Consider the following 24,856-nt stretch of genomic DNA (forward strand, 5'->3'; position numbering starts at 1 on the left):
TAAGATGCAGGTGAGCTTGTGTTGAGTTTGGCCCCCCGCTCCTGCGGCAGAAATCCGCTGAAGTCCCTTACCCCCATACAAGGCGGATAGGTTTGTTGGATTTATTCATGCTGAGCAGCAGCTTTGGATTTTCTATGACTGCACAATAATTCTCATTTTCATATTCCCTCCCCTATTTCCAATATTATACAAAACTAAGGGCTTATAAGGAAGAATCTATGAATTTCGGAAGGGAACCGCAATGGTAAATATATAAATGCCGTTCGAATGGGTTAATTTTAAAGCCCCTCCGTGCAGCTCGATAATGTTTCTGGCGATGGAAAGTCCTAATCCGGCACCCGATTGGATGCCTTCGCTGCTCCGGGAGTTATCGACTTTATAGAATCGATCAAATAATTTATCCTCTTGTTCTTGCGTGAGGGGTTGGCCTTTATTTTCGACCTCGATATAAAATCGCTGCTCGTCCGACTTCAAAATAGCACAAATCGTTCCCGGCTTAACGGAATACTTGACGGCATTCATCAATAGATTATCGATAGCTCTGGCCATTTTACCGCTGTCTATCAAAGCCATAACAGGGGAATCACCTGTCTTTTTAATGACCTGAATTTCGTTCTCCTCCGAAAGCGGTTCGAACTCAAACAGCATCTGATCCAGAAGCTGACGAACATCAATCGTTCTCAAATCTAATCGGATGTCGGAAGTGGTAAGACGCGTATATTCAAACAAATCATCGATCAGCTTTTTCAAATGAATGGCTTTGTTGTACGTATTCTGAACAAACCGTGTATATTCTTCTCTGTTTTGAAATGAATCCGATCTTAACAGCTCCAGATAGCCAATAATGCTAGTAAGCGGCGTCCGCAAATCGTGGGAAACACCTGTAATCAGCTCCATTTTGGAGCTTTCCATACTGCGTTCCCTTTCGATCTGCTGCTGCAATCGTTCTGTCATCAAATTGATGTTAAAGGCGACCTGCCCGAGTTCATCCTTACGTATAAGGGGAACTCTATAGTTCAAATTGCCTTCGGAGATGGTTTGAAGCCCATCAGCCAAAGCTATAATGTATTTAACCATGCGGCGGGTTAGTTTATAGAAAGAAAAAACGAAAGCTATTACAAAACAAACAGGGGCAAGATTAACAAAATAATATCCCGCTTGAAATCGATTAATAAATAGACCGGCGCAAAATGCTACAACGAAGAAAGTAATACATGCGATGATGAAGCTGAAAACAAATGCCCAAAATAGTTCAAAGCGAATGCTTCTTTTGCCTATTATTAGGTCGGACCCGTTATTTTTCAACTTTGTACCCTACTCCCCAAACAGTTTTAATATAGCGCGGCTCTCTTGGGACATCCTCTATTTTCTCACGTAAATTCCTAATGTGGACCATCACCGTATTATCTGAGTATCCGGTCGGTTCCTTCCACACGCTTTCATAAATTGTATCCGCGCTAAATACTTGACCGGGGTGACTTGCAAGCAGCTCTAATATGGAGAACTCAAGCGGCGTCAGCGAAATCTCTTTTCCTTTCATAGTTACGGAATGCTTGGCCTTATCTATAATCAGATCCTGAATATGGATTAGGGAAGCGTCCGGTTCTTTCTCCGTGAACGTTTGCCGCCTTAACTGAGCTTTGACCCGGGCCAGTAATTCCAACGGATTAAACGGTTTGGTAACATAATCGTCGGCACCTGTGGTGAGGCCTGTAATTTTATCAATGTCCTCTTCCTTGGCCGAGAGCATGATAATAGGAAACATGGAGGTTTCCCGGATTTTCAGGCAGGTTTTTATGCCATCCATTCGGGGCATCATCACATCTAATATAATCAGGTGAACAGGGTTTGACTTTAATAGTTCTAAGGCTTCCAGGCCATTAGCGGCTTCTATAACATGGTATCCTTCATTCCGCAAATATACATGAATGACATCCCGAATTTCCGAATCATCATCGACGACAAGCACTGTAACCATTAGGCTTTGCTCCTTTTCCGGCTTTTTAGAATCAAGAAAATGAAGATCACTACAAGCAAGGCAAGGCCGGCGTATAAACCGTAGTGATAAAGCATGGTCCCCATTGTCTCTACATGGCTGCCTGCAAATTGGCCGATTACAAAAAAGACAGCCGTCCAAACAAGACCCGCTGTATAAGAATAGAGGATATAACGGCGAAAGGACATTTTATTAATGCCGACTAAGTAGGGAACAATATGCCTGACCACTGGAATAAAGTAGCTGAAGCTCAAGGCAAAATTGCCATATTTGTTTATCAGTCGTTCTGACATTTGGATGTGCTTCTCCATATTTTTTTTACGCCGAAGCTTATCCAGTACCCTCGAACCAAAAAATCTGCCAAGAATATAACCAAGGGATAACCCGGAAATAACCCCTAAATAAGTGACAATAAATGCCGGGGTCGAATGGAGTACACCCGCTTTGCCGACAGCTCCTCCGGTCATAACGACAACCTCATCCGGTATAGGCATCCCGACAATTCCGAGCCATAACGCAAAGAATAAAGCAGCATAACCGAACTGTGCAATCCAATGAATCAACGTATCATAATTCACTTAAAGCCCCTCCTTTATCTGCATATATCAAAGCCGGTGGAAATTTAAAGAGCGCGAAATCGCTGCTTTCGCTTCTCCCTCATTTCCCATATTTTTTCAGTTACTGACTCGCTCATGCAGTTTTTATATTAACGGATAAATCTAAGGAACCAATGGAGATATTTCTTAAGAAAATCTGAAGATATAAGGCAGCCACCATGATCCCATCAGCCATGTTTAAAGTAGAAAAGTCCTGATAAACCAAAAATCAGGAAGCAACTCCTTCATCCTACCCAAGCCTTGTTCCCCCTAAACTCTTCTCGCTCAAAAAATGCAGAGTCATCAGCCCTTTGACAAAAACAAAACAACGTAATAAAATATTTTTACGTAAGTATAATACTGTATGGAGGTTGGTTAGGCTTGCAGCAGCAGGATATTATGGAAAGCTGTCTCATCCAGTCGCCCGATCAAGCGATGGCCCTGCTGAATCCGCTCCGTGCGGACATCGTTTCACGGCTTATAGAGCCTGCTTCGGCTGCCGAGCTGGCGAGAATGATCAACGAGCCGCCTCAACGGATGAACTATCATTTGAAGGCGCTGGAGAAAACCGGTCTAATTCGCAGAGTCGGTACGAGGCAGGTTCGCAATCTTGTTGAGGTGCTGTATCAGTCCATCGCCAAAACTTTCGTTTTGGCCGAATCATTAAGCTTGTCCGAGGAGACGATTGAGCGGCTGAAGGAGCACGGGTCATTGGCCCAACTCATCACAACCGCAGAGCAAATGAAGAAGGACGCGGTCTATCTCATGGAGCATTCGGAGAAAGGCACCGAAATTCCAAGCGCTACTCTGCAGATGGATGTCCCTCTGCTCGACGGCGAAGACCGGGAAGCTTTTATTGCCGATTACGTGGAAATGGTAAAGCAGCTGGTTGGAAAATATGCAAAAGCCGCCGATAACGGTCAAAATTCACCCCTCTATAAGGTGATTTTGTCTGTCTATCCGAAGGCTGCGGAAGGAGAGCCATCCAAATGAGTGAGAATACGATTCATGAAGGTGAAGCAAAGGAGCACGTAAATGCTGCCGGAACATCGGAGGCTGTAAAGCCGTCTTCCCCTTTGCTTGTTATCAGACAAAATGCCGATTCGGGAGAGAAGGTATCTTCAGAGCCCCTCACTAAGGTTGTGGATTTGGAGCAATACAGGTCAGGCCAAAGCCAGGTTATTTCTGAAGAGGCTCTGGTTCAGGAATGGCAGCTAAACACGGAAGACCAAACGCCGCCAGTCAAGCTCATCATGGTATCTTCCGGATTCGGCGGCAAACGAAGCTATATGTCGAGACAAACGGATATTCAATGCAAGGCCGCTTAATACAAGGAACCGGCAGGTTCGACAATGAAATGGAGGTAGGAGCATGAGCTATATTCCTATGGTTATTGAGCAAGAGGGCCGCGGTGAGCGGTCATACGATATTTATTCCCGGTTATTGAAGGATCGCATCGTGTTTCTTGGCTCCGAGGTCAACGATCAGGTAGCGAACAGCATTATTGCGCAGCTGCTCTTTCTGGCAGCGGCGGATCCCGAGAAAGATATCCATCTGTATATCAACTCTCCGGGCGGTTCGACCACTGCCGGGCTTGCCATCTACGATACCATGCAGTTTATTCAGCCGGATGTATCGACGATCTGCGTCGGATTCGCCGCTTCGATGGGAGCGGTTCTGCTGACAGGGGGAGCAAAGGGCAAACGGTTCGCGCTTCCGAATTCGGAGATTATGATCCATCAGCCTTGGGGCGGTACTCAAGGGCAAGCGTCCGATATCCAAATCCGTGCGGCGAATATTATGAAGACGCGGAATACGCTCTACAAAATTATCTCTGAAACCTCCGGACAGCCGTTCGAAAAAGTAGAAAAGGATTCAGACAGAGATTATTTCATGAGCGCCGTTGAGGCCAAGGAATACGGAATTATCGACAAAGTGATCGAACGGGTACAGTCGTAAGCTTTTTTCGAACGAATACTTGAAATGAACACCAATAAGTTCCCTTTCGTTTACTTGGAAAAAAACAGCGGTTCAATGAAAAACAGCCGGCTAGACAGTGAATTCACTGCCTTTCCGGCTGTTGGCTTATAAAGAGCAGGCTATATCCGGATCAGGCCTTCCCGGGTAACGGTCAGCTTCTCAAATCCGGCATCGGTAATCGCATAGCTGTTCTCAATACCGACAACCCCGCGCTGCGGGAATGTAAATTTCGGCTCTATCGCTATGACCATTCCTTGCTGGAGCGGATAGCTGAAGCCTTTGGCCAGTACGGGAAGCTCATCGATTTCGAGGCCGATCCCATGACCAAGAAACTTGACCTGATCGTCGCCAAAGCCCATATAGTGATCGCTTAGGCCCGCATCATGCGCCATAAGCAGCGAATGCATATACAGCCGCTCGCATACCGTCCCCGGCTTCAGCATCTCTTCGACGCTGCGGAGGATTTGCTCCGACGTATCATACGCCTGGATGAGGTCCTCCGGCAAATCGCCTATCACTACAGTCCGCGTCTGATCGATCACATACCCGTCGATGCAGCAGCCGACATCCAGCAAAATCGGCTCGTTGGCTTGAATCGGCCGGCGGCTGACGCTTTGCGGAACCGCGGCGCTCAAGCCCCTGCCCCCTGCCGGACCGTCAAAATAGCTCGGAGTAGCGGCGGCATCTCCGGCCCCAACCATCCCTGTAATGACCTCCTGATTATACCCCCGCATCCTCATGACCCCTATATGGCCTTGAAGGCGAATAAACTGTTCGATACCGGCCATTAGCTCCAGCTCCGTCATCCCTGGCTTAAGGATGCCCAGAGAATGCTCGAAAGCAAGATCGATGACACGCGCCGCTTCCTTTATACAGGCTATCTCTGAAGCGGACTTGATCATCCGCAGCTCACGGACGATTGTCGAACCGTCCACCCATTCGACATCGGGCAGCACATTTTGCAGCCTCATCAGCTGCTGCACCGGCAGCACGTCAAATTCCGCCGCAAGCTTTAGCCTGCGGGAGCCTGCGGCCTGCTGAAACAAAGGGCTGAACACTTCGGCAAGCCGCTTCCCGAAGCTGCGAAATGAGCCCAGCGCCTCTACCGTTATCGCCGATTCCTCCTGTGCCCTTACGACACTGCGGCGTACGAAAAAAACAGCCTCTCCGTCACGCGGGACAAACAAATAGCCGGTCTGCATCGAGCCGGTAAAATAATATAAGTCCACATTTTGAGTAATCATGCAGCCGTCCATCCGGCTCTGACGCAAACGCTCCTGCAAGCGTTGAATACGCAACACATTTTCCTTCAATGTCATTCACTCCTAGGTACCAATTGGCTGCTGTCTCTTTTGTTAGAGTACCCCATCTTCTCCATGCTTTCAACAAGCTTTGGAGAGGCCTGGAAATAGAAAATGTAAACAAAAAACCAGCTGCCTGCATCCACCTATGCCGGCATCTGGTTTTTTCAAAGCAAGTTTATGAAGCTATCCGAAACAGAAAGATTACCTTACTTGAACAAGCTGCTTCAAGCGCTGAAGCACGACGACCGCCTCGGCGCGTGTCACCGTTCGAGAGTCATTCGATTCCTCTCCATCCTCTTCAATTAAGCCTGCAGCGATTGCCTGCTCTTTTTGTTCAGAAGGCTGGGCCTTTCCCGCTTCAGGGTCCACAGCACGAAGCGCCAGCCGAATCATCTCCGAACGTTGCAGCTCTTGACCCAGCTCATCGGCGGGAGCATCTTTATCCTCCAGAAGGCCGATATCACGCAGCGACTGAAGTCTGGCCTCATTGCTGCTGCGATCCGAAGACGAAGCTGCCAATGGAATATGCAGAGCGGCAATCAGCATATCGATGAATTCCCCCCGGTTAACCATGCGGTCTGGACGAAATGTCCCATCATCGTAGCCGGAGACGATGCCTTCTGTTACAGCTTCCTGGACGGGCACTTTTGCCCAGTGGTCATTCATATCGCTAAACTCGGTAGGATCCGGACCGGCTTGGGCCGAGCCTCCGCCAGAGGCAAAGGCAAATGGCAGAGTTGCCAACGCAAGTACATAAGCAGTCCTGCGAATAAGCACAATGGATGCAGCCGCAAACAGCAATTTCATTTTATTGGTTTGTCTCCTGATCGTAGACATGGCTCTTACCTCGTTTCATCTTAATTATTCTGCCTCATACACCTTAAGAACACGGCTGCTCTCGCGGCGTTCCGGCGAGGTCACCGTCACAAACAGCCTGCCGCCCTCTGAGTTCAGCTGCAAACGCGGGATCGTCACGACGGAGCCGCCTTCCGGCACAGTAGAGACAGCCTGTGATCCCCATGCCGTGAGCAGAGGCTGAACGGACTCGGCATCTGCATATAGCTTCACTGTATCCCCGGGCTTGAGATGGGTCACGGTCACCTCGTCAACGTTAGGATCGGTAACATTCTTAACGTAAATGTGGTTAGGGGAGAGCGGCAGCGTTAGTGGCTCCGCCGCATAAATTTTAGGTGTTCGCGGGCTCTCCTCCCCCTGCGATCGGGTTACCGTAACATACACGGTGCCATACCCGGTTTCCGGTAAAGCGGTATGTACAACGGCGGTTTCCGTTGCGTCCGCAATCGCCGTACCGATGGGAACTGCAGCCGCTTCCTCCGCATACACCTTGACCCTGTCGCCTGGTTGAAGCCCTATTACGGTAACCGTATCGTTAGCCCCCGCCGTGTTGCGGATTTGAATATCCGAGCGCGATGGAGCAAGGCTCGCCTGCTCAGCCGCGTAGCTTTTAACCGTCCTGGCGCTCTCTCTTCCGGATGCCGAAGTGACCGTTAAATAGATATAGCCCGCTTGCTTACCTAACTGCCCGAGCTTGATGACCGCTAAAGAGGAATTGGAACTGACCGTTGTCGCAGCCAAAGGATGCGGGGCATCCAAAGACGGATATACCTTGACGATATCCCCCGGTGCAAGGCCAAAAACTTCAATTTGGTCGTCCGTTCCTTCCTGCTCATTAGTCACGACTATCATTCCTGGAGCTAATGCCGTCGTCACAGGTTCAGGACTATATCGCTTCGAAATGCGTTCGCTCTCCAAAAGCGGTGAGGTCGTTACCGTAACATAAATGCTCTCCTGGCCTCCCTCCGTAGATGGAAGCGCGAGAGGAATATCAACAGTGGATGCCCCTGCGGCCACAACGGCTTGAGCTAAGGCTGAGGAGTCCCGAAGGGTAGCGTAAAGCTTGATAATATCGCCCGGTTGCACTTGTGAAACGATAACATGATCATTTGACCCCCGCTCATTGATAACTCGTATTTGATCAAGCTGCAGCCTGCCCGTTCTCGGCTCCGCATCATATGCCTTTTCTACCACCCGGCTCTCTCTTCTGCCCGGCTCGGTTACAGTCACATAGATAACGCCTTCCTCCGGGCCAAGCTGACCGACCGAAATGACGGTTCCATCGGTCGTGCTCGATGCTACGGTACCGGAACCGATCAGCCTTGTTTTGGATGCATCTTTATATACCTTTACCATATCCCCAGCGTGAAGACCTCGTACCGTAATTTGGTCGGCTGCGCCGCCCGACCGGTTGGATATGCGTATGGAGGTCACCGCAGGAGCAGCGGAGACCGGCTCCTCCGGGAATGATTTGACGACACGCCGGCTCTCGGAATAGGAAGGCTGCGTTACCGTAACGTATATATGCCCGCCCGCCGAGCCTAACTGATCGATTATTACCGTAGCGCTGGATGAACCGCTGCTTACCGTAGAGCTCCCTATAGGTGAAGCCGCACCTCCGTCTGCGTATACCTTCACGACGTCCCCGGGCGACAAACCGCTTACCGTCACGAGATCACTCGTTCCCGCTGGTCTATTGTCTACCCGGATTAGGCTTGGGGCTGGCGGTACGGAAGCGGCTGCATGTACCGTGCCGACGGGTAGCAGCGAACAAAACACAGCACACGCAAGCAGTCCGGCTGACGCCAGTTTCGTTGCTTTTTTCATCAATATGTTATCCACCTCATTTATTGAACAAGTCTGCTTAATCCAGCGGATATTCGTAAATGACCGTCTTATAGACATCACCGTTATAGGACAGCCCATTGGTTCTGGGGAGCTTCACCTTGACCTTGTAAATGACGGCAGGCCCCTTCAGCACTTTGGATATGTGCTCACTCTCCCGAACGTAGCTGTAAGGAAACCGCACTCCTGGCGTACTGTCATCCACATAGTCCTCGAATACGACGATCGGCCGATCCTTCAATAGGGTTCCTGTATAAGGCTCCCCTGTTGTGTCGAGCTGCAGGTTGTACCGCATGCCCGCTTCGAAGGCGGCTCTGGAATCGCTCCGCTCAAATACGATTTCCCCTTCGGCAAGCCGGTCCTTCTTCACCTGCAAGGCAGCGTCGTGCGCTCCCCGATTTATCGCGAATTTGAGCCGATTATGCGTTGTTTCGGTCACGTAACGGTCCGCTTCAAAGCTTGTCGTATATAGAAACATCAGAATTACAAAAATGAGAAGCAGCACCCGATTCATATCCGGTTCACCGTACCAGAGCTTCGCTCATTTGCTTTGCATAACGAACGATTTCGGGCGGGTCGCGGTCGAGACTGCCGAACTGGCTGCGAAAGAGCCATCTGGGCGTGCTTTTCACCGATAGCTTCCCTTCAATATATTCTCCCCTCGGTGTAAGCTCTGTCGTGCCGGTAAACCGGATATCGCTGGCATCCAGCAAAAAGGTATGCACGAGCGTTCCCCGCATCTCCTCGATAATTTCCGGCGTAAATCGGCCGTTGTCGGCATTGGCCGCCTTCTGGATCGCACTATCCAGCACCATCTCGACCGCATTCGCCCGTGTCGAATAAATGTCGTGCAGGATCGGCTGGAACAGCAGAAGCATTAAAATGTAAACCGTCAGCATCTCCACCAAAGCGGCCTTCATACCGTCAAGAACTCAGAGCTTACGGCCAGCGGATTCTCCACCCTTACGGAGTCCGTCTGCGGCATTCCTTTGATTTGATAATGATACGAGGTGGGGACGTTGGTATTGTTGAACAAGTCGTCCATTTGCGTTTTCTTCTCTTTAATCGATCCCCATAAGGCTACAAAAATAAAAATCCCGATAGCAGCCAGCGTTGCCGCAATTAATAAAAACTTCTCCAAAGCCGGTTTCATTCGTTATTCGCTCCTTGTTTTTCATTATCCAAAATGGTTCGTGCTGCGCGCTAAATCCGTCACATACTGCTGAGCAATATTTAACGCATTCCATAAATAAATGAGCAGCGGGCTGAATGCGGCCGCATAAGCGATGCTGCCGAAAAACTTTCTTTGACGGCGGCGGTTTTCACGCAGCATTTGCGTGTAGCTCTCCTCCCGGGTATCGACCAAGGCTGAGATGTCCTCCGGAGGGGTCAGCTCCAAATCCGCCAGCAGCTTGCACAGCTCCTTCGCCTCCCGGGTGCCGATATCCTCGGCAATCGTCTGCAACGCCAAATGGGCTCCCTCGTCGAACCTCCGCAGCCCTTTATTCAAGGAAGGCTTAATGCGCACTGTATAGTCCCTAAGCTTGGTCAGCAAGGTGTGAAGATTCAGCCTGCGCTTCGGGTTGCCTTTAAGCTCATCTGCAATCATGCTGTAGATCATGAACAGCTCGCGATTTTTTTCACCATCATCGATTTCCTTCCATTTGCTCAACAGGTAAGTCAGCAAGGAAGCTTTTGTATTCGTGGCTAGCAGTACGACAACCGGCCCCCACAGGCGAAGCAGCAAGCTGGGCCAGGTAAGCTCAGCCCAATGGAAGGAAGCATCATAGAGACTGTTCAATATCCATACCAGAGCTATGCCGTATCGGATCGATTGAATCTTCCAGGCGTTCAGCCTGAGCGGGTAGCCCGTTTGCTCCAAACGCCTCTCCAGCTCCGGATGCTGCAACCATCGTTTCAGCTGCATATACTGCAGCCGGGTCATATACTTTAAAGATAAAGGCGCGCGCATTCTCCGGTGTACCAGATAAGCGGCATAAACATAAAGCAAGCAGATCAGCAGCGCGAATAAAGAGCTTGCCAGGACATAGCCTCCGGATTGCCATATCATGAAGCTGTCGTCATCTCCAATCCTGTTCAGTAATCGTTAGGAGGGCGGCGGAACCAAACCGCTAATAGCAGGGACCCGCCGATAAAGCAAAGTGTGACCGTCAGCCAGAATCGTCCCTGCTCGGTCCCGAGCTGATAATGCATCGTGCTGTTATATCCCATAAAAACGATCATAATAATGATCAACAGAGGAAACAGAATCACGTGCAGCCAGCTAAGCTGCAGCACCTCCGAGCTCGAATCTCCTTCATCGCGCAGCATATCGATGTGCTTATGAATATTTTTATCTATCGCGTTGAGCGTGCTCTCGACATTCTCGCTGCGAAGCAGCCCCTTGAGCACTGTCAGCCCCAGCTGCTTGGCAAAGGATGTTTGAATGCTGTAGATGAACTCTTCAATCGCCTTCTCCATTTCGCGCGAATCCACATAATTCAACTCCTCGCGAATCCAGTTCATAAAGTGCCGGCGGATGGGCGCCGACGAAATTTCCTGGCTGGCGAGCTGCAGTGCGGTTCGCATATTGCCCCTGGTTACTTTATATTTAGAGGATAAAATTCCAACCGCTTCCGCCAGATCATAGCCACTCTGAATTTGCAGGCTTCGGAGCTTCAACCGGTGATAAGCGACCGGGCACGCCAGAATAAGCAGTCCCATAAAAAAGCTGAAACGGACATCCAAAGTAATAAAATAAATGATAAGACCAACGGAAACCGCCATCGACACAGCGAGCAATACAAATTTCTGAACCGTAGATTCATGAAAACGGTCGCCATGCGTAGCCTTTAGCAGCAGCTCCAGCTTACGCCGCATACGCTGCCATAAGGCTGCCAGCCAGGAGGCCTCCTCCCCCGGCTCCTTTTGCCTGCGCAGCTGCCTCATTCCTTTGCGGTATCGCCGGTCGGTTCGAACGGCTTCCCCCCAATAACGAAGCGCAGGATAACAGGTCTTATACAGCCCTACCGTGAACAGCCAAGCGGAGATGAACAGTACTGCAGCATTAACGATCGGATACAGCGCCACCGGTCTGCCCTCCCCAAGCCTCGATACACTCACGTACTCCGATAGCCGCTTCCTGCCGCAGCTTCTGTTCATAGGGCTGGAGCCTCGCCAAAGTATCGCTGATTCGATGAAGCGGATTCGCATACGCCGGGTTCAACACAACGACCCCTTCCCCTTCGGGAATAGGCGACGCCTCCGCTAATCTCTTAAGCGTCCGTTCGGTAATCTCGGCCCACTCGGGCTGCAGCTCGCGCATTTCCTTGCGCAGGCGTTCGCTTAGATCGTTCCTGTAGGACCACGTATCGTCCTTCTCGTTCCAATGCATAAGCTCATGCGTGCTAATCTCGCCGTTCAAGCGGTTATAGCGGAGCTCCATGACGCTTTTGATTCTTTTGCGCGATCTCCGGACATCCTGGGTCTGAACGATGAGAATGTCTATATTATCAGCAACCCGCTTCTCCTCCTCCTCGAACCTCACCCCCGGGTTCAGGCTGCATAACAGCCGGGCGAATTGGGACGGGACTGTCTCGGGCTTCCACGTATGGAACGTGCTTCCGAATCCTTTCATCAACCGTTCGCAAGCGAGCATAGCCCCTTCCGCTTCGATCCTTCTTACTTCACCGATGATTGCATAATCGACATCGAACCGAAGCACCTGATCCATTGCATGATGGAACGTGTTCTCATGAGTAACCCGCTCGATTAATTTTTTCTCGGGAAAATCCCGGCTCGCGGCCAGCTCGTAATGCTTCTCAATAATTGCCCCGGTGTAATCGTCAGCCCTTTCGGCGAGCAGCGCCTTCAAGGTAGTAGACTTGCCGGTCCCTGGCGGACCGATGATCAAAAGATTGCAATGCGTTTTGGAAATGCCCTTCAGAAGCACAGCCGCTTCAGGCGGAATCGTCTTGCGCCGTTCGTCCGCCAGATCATCCACCGTTACCCTGCCGATCAGAAACCGCCGAAACGTAATGACATCATGCCTTACATCCGGCTTGACCGTCAGCGTCACCCGTTCCCCCGTATACAAATCAACCTCCAGCGTAGTGTTGTATAAATTAACGATGGCATCCTCCCTCTGCCTGGTTAGTGCGCGAATGATTTTATCGACATCCTGGGTGGATGCGAACTGGAAGGGCATCCGCTCATGCCGTCCATGATGATGAATCCAAATCGAGGTGCCGATAATTTGAGCCGCGTAGCTGTCCGGGTACTTTTGCCAGCAGGCCAGCGCTTTAAAGCCGTAGATTTCGTGAAACATCGCATGGGTGATGTCGGAGTAGCACTGCTGCTCCTCCCGGGCATACGGCCTTAGTCCGGCGTAATATTCCGGCAGCTCCACCTGGTAAAGGCCGTTCTGATCCACATAGGACTGAATTTGCTCCATAATGGCCGATACAGTCTCGGGAACACCGATGATCGCTTTATTCTCCAGCTCAACGAAGGCCTGAGCCTCATCCACTCTCGTCCCGTCGGCAGACAGGGGATCGTCCTCCCTGCGATGCATCGTTCCGGCAAAACGCTCACCGACCAGCTCCTTGTAGGTTTTGCATGCCTGATCAAATGTCATCCTCCCGGCAATAGCCGGGCCCGGCTCAGCCGCAGGCTGGCTAGCACGGAGAGAAGAAGAAGCTTCCGGCGGTGATGCTTCCCTATGAAATTGACCGATATGGAATCTGGAGTAACCCTCCATTGGATTTACGCCTCCTTCAACGGCTTCATCCAACGAAGCCAGGAGCCCTTGGCCGCTTTTGGCGCCATACGGGAGGCTGATGCCCCCGTAGCAGACTGAAGGGGAATGCTGTAGTAATGAAGAATGGCCCGGCACAGCTTGTTCAATTCCTTGTCATAATCGGGCCAATGCTGATGGAGCAGGCTTTTCTCGGATTCACACCGGTAAAACGATGGTACATGAGGAAGACTTCCGACGTAGGGCATGTCCAGCTGACGGGACAGCTGCTTCTCGTTCTCCATATCGGGGGAGCGAACCATGCGATTGAACAGCAGCATCGCCTGCCGGCTTTCCAAATGAAACACGGGGGATAGAATCTGCTCGCACATTCGCCGCCATTGCTCTTTAGCGGCCTGACTCTGGTTCATTTGTACCAAAAGAAGGTCCGCAGCATAGATGCTTTGTGCAGACAACGCATGATCCGGATAACTGCCTGCATCGATCAGCACCAGATCAAAGCATTCGCGCGCCTTCTCAATCAGCCAGGAAATCCCGTCCGTGTGGTAGTAGTACAGCTTTTTCAGATCCCGGTTGCCCGCCAAATAATGCACGCCGGGTGCCGCCCGATGCATTTTCCCTACTAGCTCTTCTCCATGCAGCTGCCGTCCTTGAAGACTGCCCCAAAGCTCATCCAAATACTTGCCTTCGTACTTAAGAGCGCTATCCCCCGGGTTCCAGCCGTTCAAGCCTAGAACTCCGATTCGTTTGCCCGACAGCCTGGCAAGCTGTACCCCCGTCAACAAAAGGCTTGAGGTAAGGCCTGATTGCGGCAGCGCGCCAATGGCTGTAATCACTTTGCTTGCAGTCGGCTGTCTCTCGAAGCACAGTCTTCCGATTTCACGGGCAGCCTGTTCCGGGGTCAGATAAGGCATCACATACCGGATTCCGTGCGCAGCGCATAGGCTTTGGGTAGTTTTCATCGCGGGAAAATCGGGATCGTTGGTTAACAAATAAATAAAGGCAGGCTCGGGACATCTTTCCCGTAAAGCAATAGCTTCATAGATATCCAGACTTTCTCCGCTGACAATCCAAACTTCCGCATCACCTGCTGATCCCGTTTTGCCGACCGGTGCCGCCAAGCCTAATTCCGCCAAGATCGTATCGAAGCTGCCGTTATCACGGAGCTCCTCTCCTTCCATTAGCAGAACGGTAATCATTTCCTTAGAGATCGGTGATATGGAGCCATAATCGTTTGAAAGCCGCAGCGCTTCTATCAAACGCCGATCCTCTGCCACTACATAAGCATTCAATTATCGTACGCCTCCCCTGATATTCCTTATCTATATATGATCAAAAAACGGTAACCCTTGGTGCCGTATTTGCGAATGAGCTCCTTCTGCTCATCGTTGACTATCAGCTCCACCGTATTGACGGCGCCGGTCGTCTTCTTCCGGTCATCCGTCGAGGCAATCTCCTGATTGTTCGTACCTTTGACGTAGCTGACAACGATCTCCGCGAGCCTCTTTTCCTCCTCGAACGGAATGTTCAGCGACTCCAGCTTATCCCGAGTCATCTCCTGGCCCGCTTTATCTTCCGCTTTTTTGGCCTCTTCCTTTTGCACGAGCAGGAGAGAGACCCTATCTCCCCGCAGCAGGCTTCCCGGTGGTTTTCCGAACATCCATTCCGCAGGGAGCGACAAATTCCATTCTCCTGGGCCGGGGAGAAGGTGATTCGTATTCAGCATGGCATCGGTGATCTGCTCATTAGCCCGGATGACACGCGTGGTTTCCTGCCCAAGGGCACGGGGCAGCTTATCTATAGCTCCGTCTACCAGCAGCTCCTTTTTCAGCTTAACCTTCTTCAGGTCTGCCTCCGATAATCGTACGCCGCGCTCTACGGTTCGAGCTGCCTGAAGCACCTCCACGGTGCCCCATCTCGGCTCAACCCCCCATTTCCATCCTATCAACAGTGCAGGCCCGGACAAACATAAGCCAATAACCAGCACATAGTACATGCATTTATACCAGAAATTCATCGGGCTTCTTCTCCTGTTATCCGTTTTTCCAAAGCTTGCGAAGCACCTGGAGCGTACCGCCAGCGGCAGTATGTCCTGCAAGTCCGGCTTGATTCTCCAGCCAATCTCTCAGCCACGGCTGGACCGCCCGAAGCAGCTTCTCCCTCACAACCGGTCGATCCTGTACCCTATGGCCGAGCCAACTTGCTTCGGCAATCGCCGCGTAGTCGATCGCAGGGAGAAGACAGACCGGCGGCTCGGGCAGAACCCGCAGCCAATGGGCGGTATGACCGGAGGCTACCGTTTTGTTAGCCATTCCGTAAACCCGCTTACCTGCTTCCTTAAGCTGCTGCAGCTGGATTTGGCTTCTTCGCGTCGCTTCAAGGTCCAATTTATGAAGAATCGGGTCTGTGACATAAAGGATATCGACCGTCTCCCCGGTTAGAAGCTCGCGAATATCGGGTCGATCCCACTCCGCCCCAATGTCTACCAGCACAATGGGGCGCTCCAGCTCCAGAAGCGTTCGCACCCAGCGGCTGGAGGGCTCGCCGCCCGGCGGCTCCGCAGCCGAGGGCAGCCATAGGGTGCAGCCGTCCGTCCAGGCTGCATCCCGCGCCATGTCGGCGCCCGCCGCGTTGTAGCAGCGATAGCCGGGCGGCGCATGCTTCTCGCCGAACAGCAGCGCGTGCAGCTCCGGCTGCTGCTTCGGCGGTTCGGCTGCCGCGTGCGGTACGCCCAGCCCGTGCAGCGCACGGGCAAGCGTAATCGCCGCGAAGGTGGCCCCGGCGCCGCTGTACAGCGCGCCTACGGCAAGGATGCGCGGCGGCTGCGCCGCAGTGCCGCCGCCGCGCATCGCTGCGGCCCTGGCCGGCGGTCGACGCTCCGCCTGCAGCCGCAGCAGCTCCTCGCGCACCTCGGCCGCGCTTTGATACCGGGCGGCCGGGTCCGCCTGCAGCAGCCGCTCTACGAGTGCGGCAAGCTGGGAGGGGAGCTTCGCATCCAGCTCCCTCAGCTGCATGCGGGCGGCGTGGTAATACTGTCCGCCGCTCAGCAAAAAATACATAAGCGCCCCGAGCCCGTACAAATCGGTGCGCTCATCGGTCTGCCTCCCCTCGAACTGCTCGGGGGCCGCGAAGCCGACCGTGCCGATCCGCACCGTATCGGCAGCTTGCCCTGCCTTGTAGCTTCGCGCGATGCCAAAATCGATAAGCCGAAGCCGCTCCTGCACATCGATCATCAGATTGGATGGCTTCAAATCGCGATAAATAATCGGCTCCGGCCTGCGGCTGTGCAAATACTGAAACAGATCGCACAGCTGCAGCGAATAATCCATTACCTGATCCAGCCCCAGACGGCGGCCGCTCCGCTCAAACCGCTGCAGAAGCGTTTCCCCTTCTATATAATCCATCACCAGATAGCTGTATCCGCCCCGTTCGCCAGCATAATAATCAATAATATCCGGCAAGTTCGGATGGTTAAGACGAACCAGCATGTCCGCCTCCGCCAATCCTGCATACGCCTCATCCTCTTCCAGCCTCGCTTCCTTCACCGCTCTGCGCTTGCCCGGCAGCCGCAAATCTTGAGCCAGGTAAACGGTGCTCATTCCTCCCCTGCCGATGACGGATTCAATGCGATAACGCTGTCCGAGCAGATCTCCAATGCCTAGTCCCTGCTGTCCCCTCATTCCAGATTTCACCTCTTGTCCAGATCATGTTCATGCTGAAGCGGAACCCGTATTTCCTGCAACGGCAAAAAAACCGCCCCTTTCCCGGCGCGTCAGCGCAGGATAGAGGCGGTTCTTCCGCTCGTAATATCCAATGTTGTCTATAAATTACCACAAATTTCTTGATTATGCAACAGTTTTCGATCCTTGCTAATAATAGCATGAACACCAAAGCAGTCCTTGTAATTGGAAGGAAGCGGATGTCTAAATTTACTCCGCGGGGGAAAACTATGGTACACTCTCATATTTAGGATGCAATAGGAGGCCTCAATGACATGCGTAGTCGCAACTTCAAAGTATTGGCGCTTTCAGGCTGCATACTGCTGCTTGGATTCAGTACAACCATAACGGCCGCACCCAGCAAGGGACGACCGTATTTTGAAAAACGGGGTGAGGTAGTCTGGGAAGTCCCAACCGAGGAACAGGTCATAGCGCTCAGCTTCGATGACGGTCCTGACCCCGAGGATACGCCTATAATCTTGGACTTACTGAAAGAGTACGGGGTCAAGGCAACCTTTTTTATCATCGGAAATAAAGCCGAGCTGTACCCTGATCTTGTCAAACGGGAAGCGGACGAAGGTCATGAGCTTGCCAATCACACCTATAGACATTTATATTTCAATAAAAGGGTATCCGAGAATCGGTTGCAGGATGAGCTTCGAAAAACGCAGGACGCTATCTTTAAGGCAAGCGGACAAAGGCCCCACCTGTTCCGGCCCCCGGGCGGCTACTACAATGAGACTCTCGTACGCATCGCCAGAAAGGAAGGCTTTACCATAGTCATGTGGTCATGGCATCAGAACACTATGGACTGGAATACGCCAGGGGTTTCCAAAATCACCTCCACCGTGCTGAATAATGCCCGCAACGGTGATATCGTCCTGTTCCATGATTATGTAGAAGGACAGACACAGACTATCGCTGCCTTGAAAACCATACTGCCTGAGCTGAAAAAAAGAGGCTACCGGTTTGTTACGATTTCCGAGCTGCTGTCCTACAGCAAGCTGAGTCCCGTAAAACAGGGGGATACGATACAGTAACCCACGCCAAGCCGCAAGGTAAGGATGAGCGTATAAGCGCAGCTTTAGCTCCCCCCACAAGGAGGGTTCCTTCTTTATTAATCAGCAGGAACATCCGACAGACCAAGGAGCCGCTTTCCCCACGAAAACGGCTCCCTGCTCTGCATCGTTATTTTGTTTTCAAATCCTCGATTGAATCAATATCCATGTAGGACGGAACGACAAGTCCGATTTTTGTCCCGTTCAAGTTAACGCCCAAGTCTTCAAACTTCCCTTTATACTTCTCATAGTAATCCTTATGCGTTGTCGGCAGCCACGCGGCTACGATTGCATCCGCATCCCCGTTAGAGATACCGGCCCACATCGGTCCCGCTTCAACTTGAAGCAGCTCGACTTTATACCCCAGCCTTGTTTCCAGCACGTTCTTCACAACGTTGGTGCTGGCAATTTCCGAATCCCAGGCAACATAGGCAAGCTTCAGCTTTTTCCCTTCCGCTTTAGGAATATCCTTGCTCCATTCGTCCACCTTGGCTGCATTATCCTTTACCCATGCGGCGGCAGCTTCCTCCGGCTTTTTGCCGTTTTGTATATCTACCATGACCTTGGCCATGTCTTCAGGTGTCCATTCGAACTTATCCAGCAGGCTGTAAGCCGATGGCTCATCGTTCTTTAACCCTGTGCGAGCAATCGTATGAATCTGTTCGTCCCCGCCATACACATTTTTGGGATCCTTCAAATATTTCAAATCATACTTGCCGAACATCCAATGCGGGGTCCAGCCGGTAATGATAATCGGCTTCTTATCCTTGTAGGCTTTATCCAAAGCCGCGGTCATGGCCGCCCCAGAGCCTTCGACCAGCTTCCAATCGGTAAGCTCGTAATCCTTGAGCGCCTGCGCCGTCGATTGCATAATCCCGGCCCCGGGATCGATCCCGATAATCTCATGCTTGACCTGGGCTCCTATCGTTTGGGTTTGCGCCGCATCCTTTTCCTTGGCACAGCCGGTCAAGATAACAAGGGCGGAGAGCCCTGCGAACATAAATGCTTTCATCGTTTTTTTCATTTCATTACCCTCTCTTTGTTCTTTTTCGCTTCACGAGATGCTGCGTCATTCGATCCAGAAAAATAGCAAGAATAACGATCGCTAAGCCGGCTTCGAAGCCTTGGCCGGTCTTAATCTGTGTGACCGCCCGATACACATCGGCCCCAATGCCTTGGGCTCCGATCATGGACGAAATGACAACCATGGACAAAGCCAGCATCAGCGTCTGGTTCACGCCTGCCATGATGGAAGGCACCGCCAAAGGCAGCTGAACCTTGAACAGCATCTGCCCCGACGTAGAGCCGAAGGCATGGGATGCTTCGATCAGATCAGCCGGAACTTGGCGTATGCCCAAATTCGTCAGGCGAATCGTTGGCGGCACCGCGAAGATCACGGAGGCGATAACTCCGGGCACGACTCCCAAGCCGAAAAAGGTAACGGCCGGAATCAAGTAGACGAAGGCAGGCATCGTCTGCATGAAATCAAGAGCCGGCGTGAGCACATTTTGCACGCGCTGGTCCTTCGCACACCATATGCCGAGCGGGATTCCGAGCACGATAGAAATGATAGCCGATGTCAGCACCAGGGCCAACGTGTCCATCGTGTGGTCCCAATATCCCAAATTATCGATAAGGTATAATCCGATGATCGTGAATAAGGCCATAGGCCAACGGGCGAACCAGTACGCAACCGCGCCCAGCAATACGATAAATAATAAGGACGGTACCAGATGGAGTACGGAAGAGATGCCGTTTACGATCCCTTCAATGATGGCCGCGACCGCATCGAAGAGCAGTGACAGATGCGTCCCAAGCGCATCAACCCCGTTCTCCACCCACTCGTCAAGAGGCAGTTTCGGAATCATTCGCCGTCACCTCCTTTGCCATATGCTGTCCAGCCAAAGCTCCCAGAACGGCACCGCGGACAATCACGCCTACGATGCGGCCGTTCTCATTGACAACGGCAACGGGATATTTGGATGAGCCGCATATTTCGAATAATTCGTGAAGCAGCACTTCTGGGGCTACGGTAGGCACATCGGCTATGACGATATCCTCTAACGACTGACCTTCCATAGCCGCTCTGGAGGCATCGTCCGCAGTGATAACCCCGATCAGCCTCTTGGATCTATCGACCACGAACAAATTGGAGATGCCGCTATCCCGCATCAGCTGCAGGGCTACCCGCGGACCTCTGTCGAGTCCCACGGTCTCCGGCCTGCGCATGACATGAGCGGCAGTCAGAACCTTGGATAGATCGACATCCTCCACGAACCGCTCCACATATTCGTTAGCCGGATTCATTAATATTTCTTCCGGTGTGCCTATCTGGACAACCGCCCCGTCCTTCATCAGGGCGATCCGGTCGCCGATCCGCAGCGCTTCATCCAGATCGTGGGTAATGAAGACGATCGTTTTCTTCATCTTCTCCTGAAGCTCCAGCAGCTCATCCTGCATATCCTTGCGAATAAGCGGATCCAAGGCGCTAAACGCTTCATCCATCAATAAAATATCCGGGTCATTGGCTAAAGCTCTTGCAAGCCCTACCCTCTGCTGCATCCCGCCGCTCAGCTGATCGGGATAACTGGTATCCCATCCCTTCAGACCGACCAGCTCCAGTGCGGCTTCCGCCTTGCTCCGTCTGGATGCTTTCTCTATCCCTTGCACTTCCAGACCGTATTCCACGTTCTCAAGCACCGTTCGATGGGGGAACAATGCGAATTTTTGAAACACCATGCTGATCTGCTTCCGTCTAACCTGCCTCAGCTGCTCTTGACTCATCCGCACGATATCTTGACCGTGGACTGCAATCGTTCCGAGCGTCGGCTCTATCAGACGATTCAGGAGCCGGACCAGCGTGGACTTGCCGCTTCCCGACAATCCCATAATGACGAATATTTCCCCCGGTTCAATTGAGAAACTAACTTTATTAACCCCGACGGTATGCTTTGTCTCCTTGTAAATACGGTCCTTGGACCAGCCTTTATCGAGAAGACCGAGCACGTTTTCGGGATTTGGGCCAAATACTTTCGAAAGCTCTTTTACTTCGATAATGGCCATGGGCTCACCTCGTTCCATTCCATTTCGTTTCCAGTTCTCTCGTAACTAAGTGTAAAGAATGCTTTGTACAGAGTCAACACTTTTTTTCGTTTGTATTGTACGTACAGAAAAAACTTTATAAACTTTACACGTTAAATCCTCCCGATTCCTTTCTTATCGTCCGTTATCCAAAGCTTTACAATCTGCCTTTAGTTTCTTACAATAATCCTGAGTTCTGATAATGATGATTGCCATCTAAGTCTAGGACATCGACAGAGGAGTGGGTGCAAGAATGAACGGGTTAGAAGGGATCGCGCCCGAGCAGGAAGAACTGATTCAAAAAGCGCGGAAGCGCGTCATCGAATCTATCGGCAAAAATATGGACTTGTATGGAATCACGCTATCTCATGGTCTGTTATACGGATTAATGTTTTTTCAAAACAAACCGATGACGCTTGACGAAATGGGCGAAGCCATGGAGATGAGCAAGACAAGCATGAGCACGGGGATTCGTTCGCTGCTGGATCTAAAGATGGTGAATCAAGTATGGGAAAAAGGATCGCGGAAGGATCTTTATGAGGTAGAATCGGACTGGTACCAGACGTTTGCCGATTATTTCGACATCAAGTGGCGTAAGGCGCTGGAAATCAATTTGCAATCCATGCGTAAATCGTTAGCGGAGCTGCAGGATTTATCCAATCGCTTCCCCGACGACGAGCTCCTTCAGACCTGCTTGAGCAGGGATATAGATAAAATCAAGCATGCTATCGCTTACTATAAGTGGCTCGATAAGCTGATCGACTCGTTTGAAACGGGCGATATTTATCAGTTTATCCCTAAAGAGACCCCTGATAAATAAACGTGACTTCAATCTCAACATCAACGACAAAAGGCCGAGCGATCGTAAGGATCCCCGGCCTATTTCCTTTTGTTTTTAACCTGCTCGGCTGCAGCCCTATTGCTCATCAAATCCTGCCGCCCCGAGTGCCCGAAGCACGAACAGGCTGGCATGCTCCGCCGTTGCTCCCACACTGGCCTCCTGCTCAGTAAACAGAGGCCTCAGGGTGACCAATTTTTTGAAGGAGAGCGCCGTACTGACGACAAAAAGCAGCGTATGATCCAGCGATTCAAAATGAAATACTCCCTCCTGTTTCCCTCTGGCAAGCAGCTCTTTTATCTTGATCCAAATCGGAAAGGTACGCTCGGTAATATGGGACAACCTCTGGGAATTGGCTGCGAATTCCTGCTGAATAATCGAGGCAAGCTCCGGCTCGTTCATGCAGAACCATACGACTTCCTTCACCAGAAGCTTGAGTCCCGACACCGGCTCCTTCAGCTGCTGTTCCAGCTCCTCCAGCCGATGGCCGACGAAGAAATAGTCGATGACCGCATGAAATACTTTTTCTTTTCCCCCGAAATAATACGAAATCAGCGCTACATTAGCGCCCGCTTCTTCGCAAATTTGGCGTACGGTCGTTCCGTCAAAGCCTTGTTTGGCAAACAGCTTTTTGGCTGCAAGCAAAATCCGTATTTTCATATCCGATTCGGTTTGTGTCATAATATCTCCTCAGCTTTAAAAGCAATAATAAGTAAGCAATGCCGGATCTTTCTTCGTGAATTATTCTTATTATGGAGCTTTCAAGTCAGAATCGCAAGCGGTTACAATTTGCGCGTATTACAATCCGCCGAAGGAAGCATCGACGGATTCATACTATCTTTTGCAACTTAAGCCCGAGTAAGACCTGCTTCCGCTCGAGAAGGCACCGGGACGGCCTGTCTTCGGATTCCTGTCACAGCAGCGCCTATCAGCCCGCATACCAGCATAATCATTACCAGATTCCATGCCTCGGCCGAAGCTCCGGAGCCATCGTACACAATGTTCATGATGCCCCTGACCGCATAGGTGGCCGGAAGATACTCGCTCAGCTTCAAATAAAAATCGGACAATAACTCCCGCGGCACCATGGCGCCGGACGATACGAGCTGCACCGACAGCATAGTAATATTGAACAGCATACCGGCCATGCCGAACAGAATAAGAAACATCTGGGAGAATATCATGAAAGTAAGCAGGAACAAGGTCTGGAACAGCCACATGGACAGGAAGCCCCCTGCCGAAGTGCCGCCCAGGGACAGCACCAGCGAAGTGCCTACCAAAGCAATGAACACAGCCGAGATCACATTAATGGTCATCCTAGCGGCAAATTTGCTCCACTTGCCGATGCTGTGCCCCATCATCCCGGTGGCCTGCTGGATGTTCATACCCATAATCATTGCGCCTACGAAGGAAGCCAACACCAGCATCATAGGGATCATCTGGTTCGCCATTCCGTTGACCGGATGGATGTACTCCAGTTGTCCCGTAACCTTCTCCGCAAGTCCTTGAGCCATTCCCTGAGCCTGCTGTGCAGGAATATTCGCTTGTGTCAGAACCGCTTGTGCCCCCGCGGCAACAGCCTCTTTATTTACGGTCGCGGTGACTCCATTCGCAACACCTTGCATCATGGTTTTGATTAAGGCCGGATTCGATTCATTAATCGTGTATTCGATCTGCGCCTTCTGTCCCGGGGTTTGCAGCTGCTTGGTAAAGTCACCCGGAATGTGCAGCACCATCTGCACCTCCCGCCGCTCCAACCGCTGTCGGGCTGAATCATAAGCGTTGTCGGTCAAAAGCTGAAAAGGCAAATTCTCCTTTAGCTGATCAATGACCTTCGCTCCCGTCCCGTTGTCTTCGTTCACAATCGCAATCTTAAGATGCTTCGTGTTATCCGTAACTCCAGCATACCCCGTCATCCAAATGATACTGAAGATGACCTGAAACATCATGGCCGTCACGATACCGATGATGGTAGCCGGTTTCTTCAAATAAGCTTGCAAAGCGTTAAGCATAGCACCTCTCCCTTTGTATTAAATATCTGTTTTAATTAAACGTTTGTTTAATACAATAACGGAGGATAGCTTCTTCTGTCAACCCTTAACGCCAAAAAAAAACGACTCAAGCCCTACTTAATTAAATAGCCGGGCCTGCCAATCAGGAACTCCTGACATATAAAGAGTAAAACTCCGTTTTCCCTGCACTTCGCGTGCTTGCCCTCGCAAACCGTCCGGCGCACTATCAAGGAAATGACCAATGCGCATGCTCCGATAGGTACACCTGCTCAACTATGTATCCCTAGATGGTTCTCAAATACCCGAGTTATTTTATCACTCCCATCAGCCCGCGTTTTGCATCCCGGTATCCTCGAAATTTCGCCCCACATTCCCAACTGGAAACTTCGCTCAATCATCGGAAAGCCACCCGCGAGAGGCTCCTTACCCAACCCGTAAAAAGTAAGGAGCCTTCCCATCATGGCAGTGGGCATGGCCTATGATTCACCTCGCCTCTACTGTGTCATCTGACGACGCCGCGCAGGATGATAACAAGCAGAATGTACAATACAAGAATTGTACCGACTGATGTCCATCCACACCCTTTATGGCAATGACCATGATGGTGATGATGTTTCTTCGGTTCGATGATGTTGATTATTTCGTTGCTGGCATGAACATTGATTGGGGCAGCGTAGCTTGGTGCCGCGAAGCTGGGCGAGACGTAATTTGGTGAAGGGAAAGGCATAGGTGCATTCATCATTGGCATAGGTCCTGGCATTTCAGCTGGTGATACCATTGGCATTGGCATTGGTTTAAATTTATCCATTTAGGAAC

The 24,856-nt window shown here is 51.3% G+C and carries 26 protein-coding genes; 5 read left to right on the forward strand and 21 right to left on the reverse strand.

The features are described 5' to 3' along the window. Window positions 1-216: 216 nt before the first annotated feature. The 3 genes from B1728_RS26245 to B1728_RS26255 form a co-directional block, all read right to left on the reverse strand. Complete coding sequence (locus tag B1728_RS26245; protein ID WP_179136214.1) at window positions 217-1,077, reverse strand: sensor histidine kinase; 861 nt, start codon at window positions 1,075-1,077, stop codon at window positions 217-219. Between the two features lie 217 nt (window positions 1,078-1,294). Continuing rightward, window positions 1,295-1,978: a response regulator transcription factor gene (locus tag B1728_RS26250; protein WP_079913391.1), complete on the reverse strand. Its 684-nt coding sequence runs from the start codon at window positions 1,976-1,978 to the stop codon at window positions 1,295-1,297. Further along, complete coding sequence (locus B1728_RS26255) at window positions 1,978-2,574, reverse strand: DedA family protein (RefSeq protein ID WP_079913392.1); 597 nt, start codon at window positions 2,572-2,574, stop codon at window positions 1,978-1,980. Before B1728_RS26255 ends, B1728_RS26250 begins: the two co-directional genes overlap by 1 nt. 399 nt (window positions 2,575-2,973) lie before the next feature. Here B1728_RS26255 and B1728_RS26260 point away from each other — a divergent pair, with 399 nt between their 5' ends. From B1728_RS26260 to clpP, 3 genes are read left to right on the forward strand one after another with little or no spacing between them, the layout of a single operon-like run. Then, entirely contained in the window at window positions 2,974-3,585 is a 612-nt protein-coding gene (locus tag B1728_RS26260) for a winged helix-turn-helix domain-containing protein (protein WP_256865522.1), read from the forward strand. Next, window positions 3,582-3,920, forward strand: coding sequence for a hypothetical protein (locus tag B1728_RS26265; RefSeq protein ID WP_079913393.1), 339 nt, complete (start codon window positions 3,582-3,584; stop codon window positions 3,918-3,920). The genes B1728_RS26260 and B1728_RS26265 overlap by 4 nt, the downstream gene beginning before the upstream one ends. Before the next feature lie 43 nt (window positions 3,921-3,963). Further along, window positions 3,964-4,551 carry an ATP-dependent Clp endopeptidase proteolytic subunit ClpP gene (gene clpP / locus B1728_RS26270; RefSeq protein ID WP_079913394.1) on the forward strand — a complete coding sequence of 196 codons (588 nt, stop codon included), beginning with the start codon at window positions 3,964-3,966 and terminating at the stop codon, window positions 4,549-4,551. A gap of 140 nt (window positions 4,552-4,691) precedes the next feature. On the opposite strand, the gene B1728_RS26275 is transcribed toward clpP, so the two are convergent. The 12 genes from B1728_RS26275 to B1728_RS26330 form a co-directional block, all read right to left on the reverse strand. Next, complete coding sequence (locus tag B1728_RS26275; RefSeq protein WP_179136215.1) at window positions 4,692-5,891, reverse strand: M24 family metallopeptidase; 1,200 nt, start codon at window positions 5,889-5,891, stop codon at window positions 4,692-4,694. Window positions 5,892-6,077: 186 nt separating this feature from the next. After that, window positions 6,078-6,713, reverse strand: a complete 636-nt coding sequence (locus tag B1728_RS26280) for an S-layer homology domain-containing protein (protein WP_079913396.1) — start codon at window positions 6,711-6,713, stop codon at window positions 6,078-6,080. Window positions 6,714-6,737: 24 nt separating this feature from the next. Then, window positions 6,738-8,558 carry a hypothetical protein gene (locus tag B1728_RS26285; RefSeq protein ID WP_079913397.1) on the reverse strand — a complete coding sequence of 607 codons (1,821 nt, stop codon included), beginning with the start codon at window positions 8,556-8,558 and terminating at the stop codon, window positions 6,738-6,740. Window positions 8,559-8,595: 37 nt separating this feature from the next. Next, the gene (locus B1728_RS26290; RefSeq protein WP_079913398.1) at window positions 8,596-9,090 is read right to left on the reverse strand and encodes a hypothetical protein; all 495 of its coding nucleotides are present in this window, start codon (window positions 9,088-9,090) and stop codon (window positions 8,596-8,598) included. A gap of 7 nt (window positions 9,091-9,097) precedes the next feature. After that, window positions 9,098-9,496, reverse strand: a complete 399-nt coding sequence (locus B1728_RS26295; protein WP_079913399.1) for a hypothetical protein — start codon at window positions 9,494-9,496, stop codon at window positions 9,098-9,100. Next, entirely contained in the window at window positions 9,493-9,729 is a 237-nt protein-coding gene (locus tag B1728_RS26300; protein WP_079913400.1) for a hypothetical protein, read from the reverse strand. Before B1728_RS26300 ends, B1728_RS26295 begins: the two co-directional genes overlap by 4 nt. A 24-nt stretch (window positions 9,730-9,753) precedes the next feature. Beyond that, window positions 9,754-10,647 carry a hypothetical protein gene (locus B1728_RS26305; RefSeq protein ID WP_079913401.1) on the reverse strand — a complete coding sequence of 298 codons (894 nt, stop codon included), beginning with the start codon at window positions 10,645-10,647 and terminating at the stop codon, window positions 9,754-9,756. A 26-nt stretch (window positions 10,648-10,673) separates the two neighbouring features. Beyond that, a complete protein-coding gene (locus B1728_RS26310) occupies window positions 10,674-11,666 on the reverse strand; it encodes a hypothetical protein (RefSeq protein WP_079913402.1) in 993 nt (330 codons plus the stop codon). Next, entirely contained in the window at window positions 11,644-13,335 is a 1,692-nt protein-coding gene (locus tag B1728_RS26315) for an ATPase, T2SS/T4P/T4SS family (protein WP_079913403.1), read from the reverse strand. The genes B1728_RS26310 and B1728_RS26315 overlap by 23 nt, the downstream gene beginning before the upstream one ends. A 5-nt stretch (window positions 13,336-13,340) precedes the next feature. Further along, window positions 13,341-14,624, reverse strand: coding sequence for a P-loop NTPase family protein (locus B1728_RS26320; protein ID WP_079913404.1), 1,284 nt, complete (start codon window positions 14,622-14,624; stop codon window positions 13,341-13,343). 26 nt (window positions 14,625-14,650) lie between these two features. Next, window positions 14,651-15,349: an SAF domain-containing protein gene (locus tag B1728_RS26325; protein WP_079913405.1), complete on the reverse strand. Its 699-nt coding sequence runs from the start codon at window positions 15,347-15,349 to the stop codon at window positions 14,651-14,653. 16 nt (window positions 15,350-15,365) lie between these two features. Next, window positions 15,366-17,012, reverse strand: coding sequence for a serine/threonine protein kinase (locus B1728_RS26330; protein WP_079913406.1), 1,647 nt, complete (start codon window positions 17,010-17,012; stop codon window positions 15,366-15,368). A 314-nt stretch (window positions 17,013-17,326) separates the two neighbouring features. On the opposite strand from B1728_RS26330, the gene B1728_RS26335 reads away from it, so the two are divergent. After that, window positions 17,327-18,091: a polysaccharide deacetylase family protein gene (locus B1728_RS26335; RefSeq protein WP_079913407.1), complete on the forward strand. Its 765-nt coding sequence runs from the start codon at window positions 17,327-17,329 to the stop codon at window positions 18,089-18,091. 148 nt (window positions 18,092-18,239) lie between these two features. Here B1728_RS26335 and B1728_RS26340 read toward each other — a convergent pair whose 3' ends face one another. Genes B1728_RS26340 through B1728_RS26350 form a run of 3 tightly spaced genes read right to left on the reverse strand, consistent with a single transcriptional unit; the run spans window position 18,240 to window position 21,172 of the window. Beyond that, window positions 18,240-19,133, reverse strand: a complete 894-nt coding sequence (locus tag B1728_RS26340; protein ID WP_079913408.1) for a glycine betaine ABC transporter substrate-binding protein — start codon at window positions 19,131-19,133, stop codon at window positions 18,240-18,242. A gap of 4 nt (window positions 19,134-19,137) precedes the next feature. Then, entirely contained in the window at window positions 19,138-19,977 is an 840-nt protein-coding gene (locus B1728_RS26345) for an ABC transporter permease (RefSeq protein ID WP_079913409.1), read from the reverse strand. After that, window positions 19,955-21,172: a quaternary amine ABC transporter ATP-binding protein gene (locus B1728_RS26350; RefSeq protein WP_079913410.1), complete on the reverse strand. Its 1,218-nt coding sequence runs from the start codon at window positions 21,170-21,172 to the stop codon at window positions 19,955-19,957. The genes B1728_RS26345 and B1728_RS26350 overlap by 23 nt, the downstream gene beginning before the upstream one ends. 271 nt (window positions 21,173-21,443) lie before the next feature. Here B1728_RS26350 and B1728_RS26355 point away from each other — a divergent pair, with 271 nt between their 5' ends. Next, window positions 21,444-22,010, forward strand: coding sequence for a GbsR/MarR family transcriptional regulator (locus B1728_RS26355; RefSeq protein ID WP_079913411.1), 567 nt, complete (start codon window positions 21,444-21,446; stop codon window positions 22,008-22,010). Window positions 22,011-22,106: 96 nt separating this feature from the next. Here the strand turns inward: B1728_RS26355 and B1728_RS26360 are convergent, their stop codons facing one another. The 3 genes from B1728_RS26360 to B1728_RS26375 form a co-directional block, all read right to left on the reverse strand. Next, complete coding sequence (locus tag B1728_RS26360) at window positions 22,107-22,709, reverse strand: TetR family transcriptional regulator (protein WP_079913412.1); 603 nt, start codon at window positions 22,707-22,709, stop codon at window positions 22,107-22,109. A gap of 167 nt (window positions 22,710-22,876) precedes the next feature. After that, the gene (locus B1728_RS26365; RefSeq protein WP_079913413.1) at window positions 22,877-24,040 is read right to left on the reverse strand and encodes a YhgE/Pip domain-containing protein; all 1,164 of its coding nucleotides are present in this window, start codon (window positions 24,038-24,040) and stop codon (window positions 22,877-22,879) included. A 502-nt stretch (window positions 24,041-24,542) separates the two neighbouring features. After that, complete coding sequence (locus B1728_RS26375) at window positions 24,543-24,848, reverse strand: hypothetical protein (RefSeq protein WP_079913415.1); 306 nt, start codon at window positions 24,846-24,848, stop codon at window positions 24,543-24,545. Window positions 24,849-24,856: the final 8 nt, after the last annotated feature.

It is taken from the genome of Paenibacillus sp. 32352 (genome assembly GCF_002042965.1).
Classification (GTDB): Bacteria; Bacillota; Bacilli; order Paenibacillales; family NBRC-103111; genus Paenibacillus_S; species Paenibacillus_S vulneris.

Coding starts and splice junctions, on each gene's coding strand:
- B1728_RS26245 (WP_179136214.1), bottom strand. CDS start 1,077: ATGGTTAAATACATTATAGCTTTGGCTGATGGGCTTCAAACCATCTCC.
- B1728_RS26250 (WP_079913391.1), bottom strand. CDS start 1,978: ATGGTTACAGTGCTTGTCGTCGATGATGATTCGGAAATTCGGGATGTC.
- B1728_RS26265 (WP_079913393.1), top strand. CDS start 3,582: ATGAGTGAGAATACGATTCATGAAGGTGAAGCAAAGGAGCACGTAAAT.
- clpP (WP_079913394.1), top strand. CDS start 3,964: ATGAGCTATATTCCTATGGTTATTGAGCAAGAGGGCCGCGGTGAGCGG.
- B1728_RS26275 (WP_179136215.1), bottom strand. CDS start 5,891: ATGACATTGAAGGAAAATGTGTTGCGTATTCAACGCTTGCAGGAGCGT.
- B1728_RS26280 (WP_079913396.1), bottom strand. CDS start 6,713: ATGTCTACGATCAGGAGACAAACCAATAAAATGAAATTGCTGTTTGCG.
- B1728_RS26285 (WP_079913397.1), bottom strand. CDS start 8,558: ATGAAAAAAGCAACGAAACTGGCGTCAGCCGGACTGCTTGCGTGTGCT.
- B1728_RS26290 (WP_079913398.1), bottom strand. CDS start 9,090: ATGAATCGGGTGCTGCTTCTCATTTTTGTAATTCTGATGTTTCTATAT.
- B1728_RS26295 (WP_079913399.1), bottom strand. CDS start 9,496: ATGAAGGCCGCTTTGGTGGAGATGCTGACGGTTTACATTTTAATGCTT.
- B1728_RS26300 (WP_079913400.1), bottom strand. CDS start 9,729: ATGAAACCGGCTTTGGAGAAGTTTTTATTAATTGCGGCAACGCTGGCT.
- B1728_RS26305 (WP_079913401.1), bottom strand. CDS start 10,647: ATGATATGGCAATCCGGAGGCTATGTCCTGGCAAGCTCTTTATTCGCG.
- B1728_RS26315 (WP_079913403.1), bottom strand. CDS start 13,335: ATGGAGGGTTACTCCAGATTCCATATCGGTCAATTTCATAGGGAAGCA.
- B1728_RS26325 (WP_079913405.1), bottom strand. CDS start 15,349: ATGAATTTCTGGTATAAATGCATGTACTATGTGCTGGTTATTGGCTTA.
- B1728_RS26330 (WP_079913406.1), bottom strand. CDS start 17,012: ATGAGGGGACAGCAGGGACTAGGCATTGGAGATCTGCTCGGACAGCGT.
- B1728_RS26335 (WP_079913407.1), top strand. CDS start 17,327: ATGCGTAGTCGCAACTTCAAAGTATTGGCGCTTTCAGGCTGCATACTG.
- B1728_RS26340 (WP_079913408.1), bottom strand. CDS start 19,133: ATGAAAAAAACGATGAAAGCATTTATGTTCGCAGGGCTCTCCGCCCTT.
- B1728_RS26345 (WP_079913409.1), bottom strand. CDS start 19,977: ATGATTCCGAAACTGCCTCTTGACGAGTGGGTGGAGAACGGGGTTGAT.
- B1728_RS26350 (WP_079913410.1), bottom strand. CDS start 21,172: ATGGCCATTATCGAAGTAAAAGAGCTTTCGAAAGTATTTGGCCCAAAT.
- B1728_RS26355 (WP_079913411.1), top strand. CDS start 21,444: ATGAACGGGTTAGAAGGGATCGCGCCCGAGCAGGAAGAACTGATTCAA.
- B1728_RS26360 (WP_079913412.1), bottom strand. CDS start 22,709: ATGACACAAACCGAATCGGATATGAAAATACGGATTTTGCTTGCAGCC.
- B1728_RS26365 (WP_079913413.1), bottom strand. CDS start 24,040: ATGCTTAACGCTTTGCAAGCTTATTTGAAGAAACCGGCTACCATCATC.
- B1728_RS26375 (WP_079913415.1), bottom strand. CDS start 24,848: ATGGATAAATTTAAACCAATGCCAATGCCAATGGTATCACCAGCTGAA.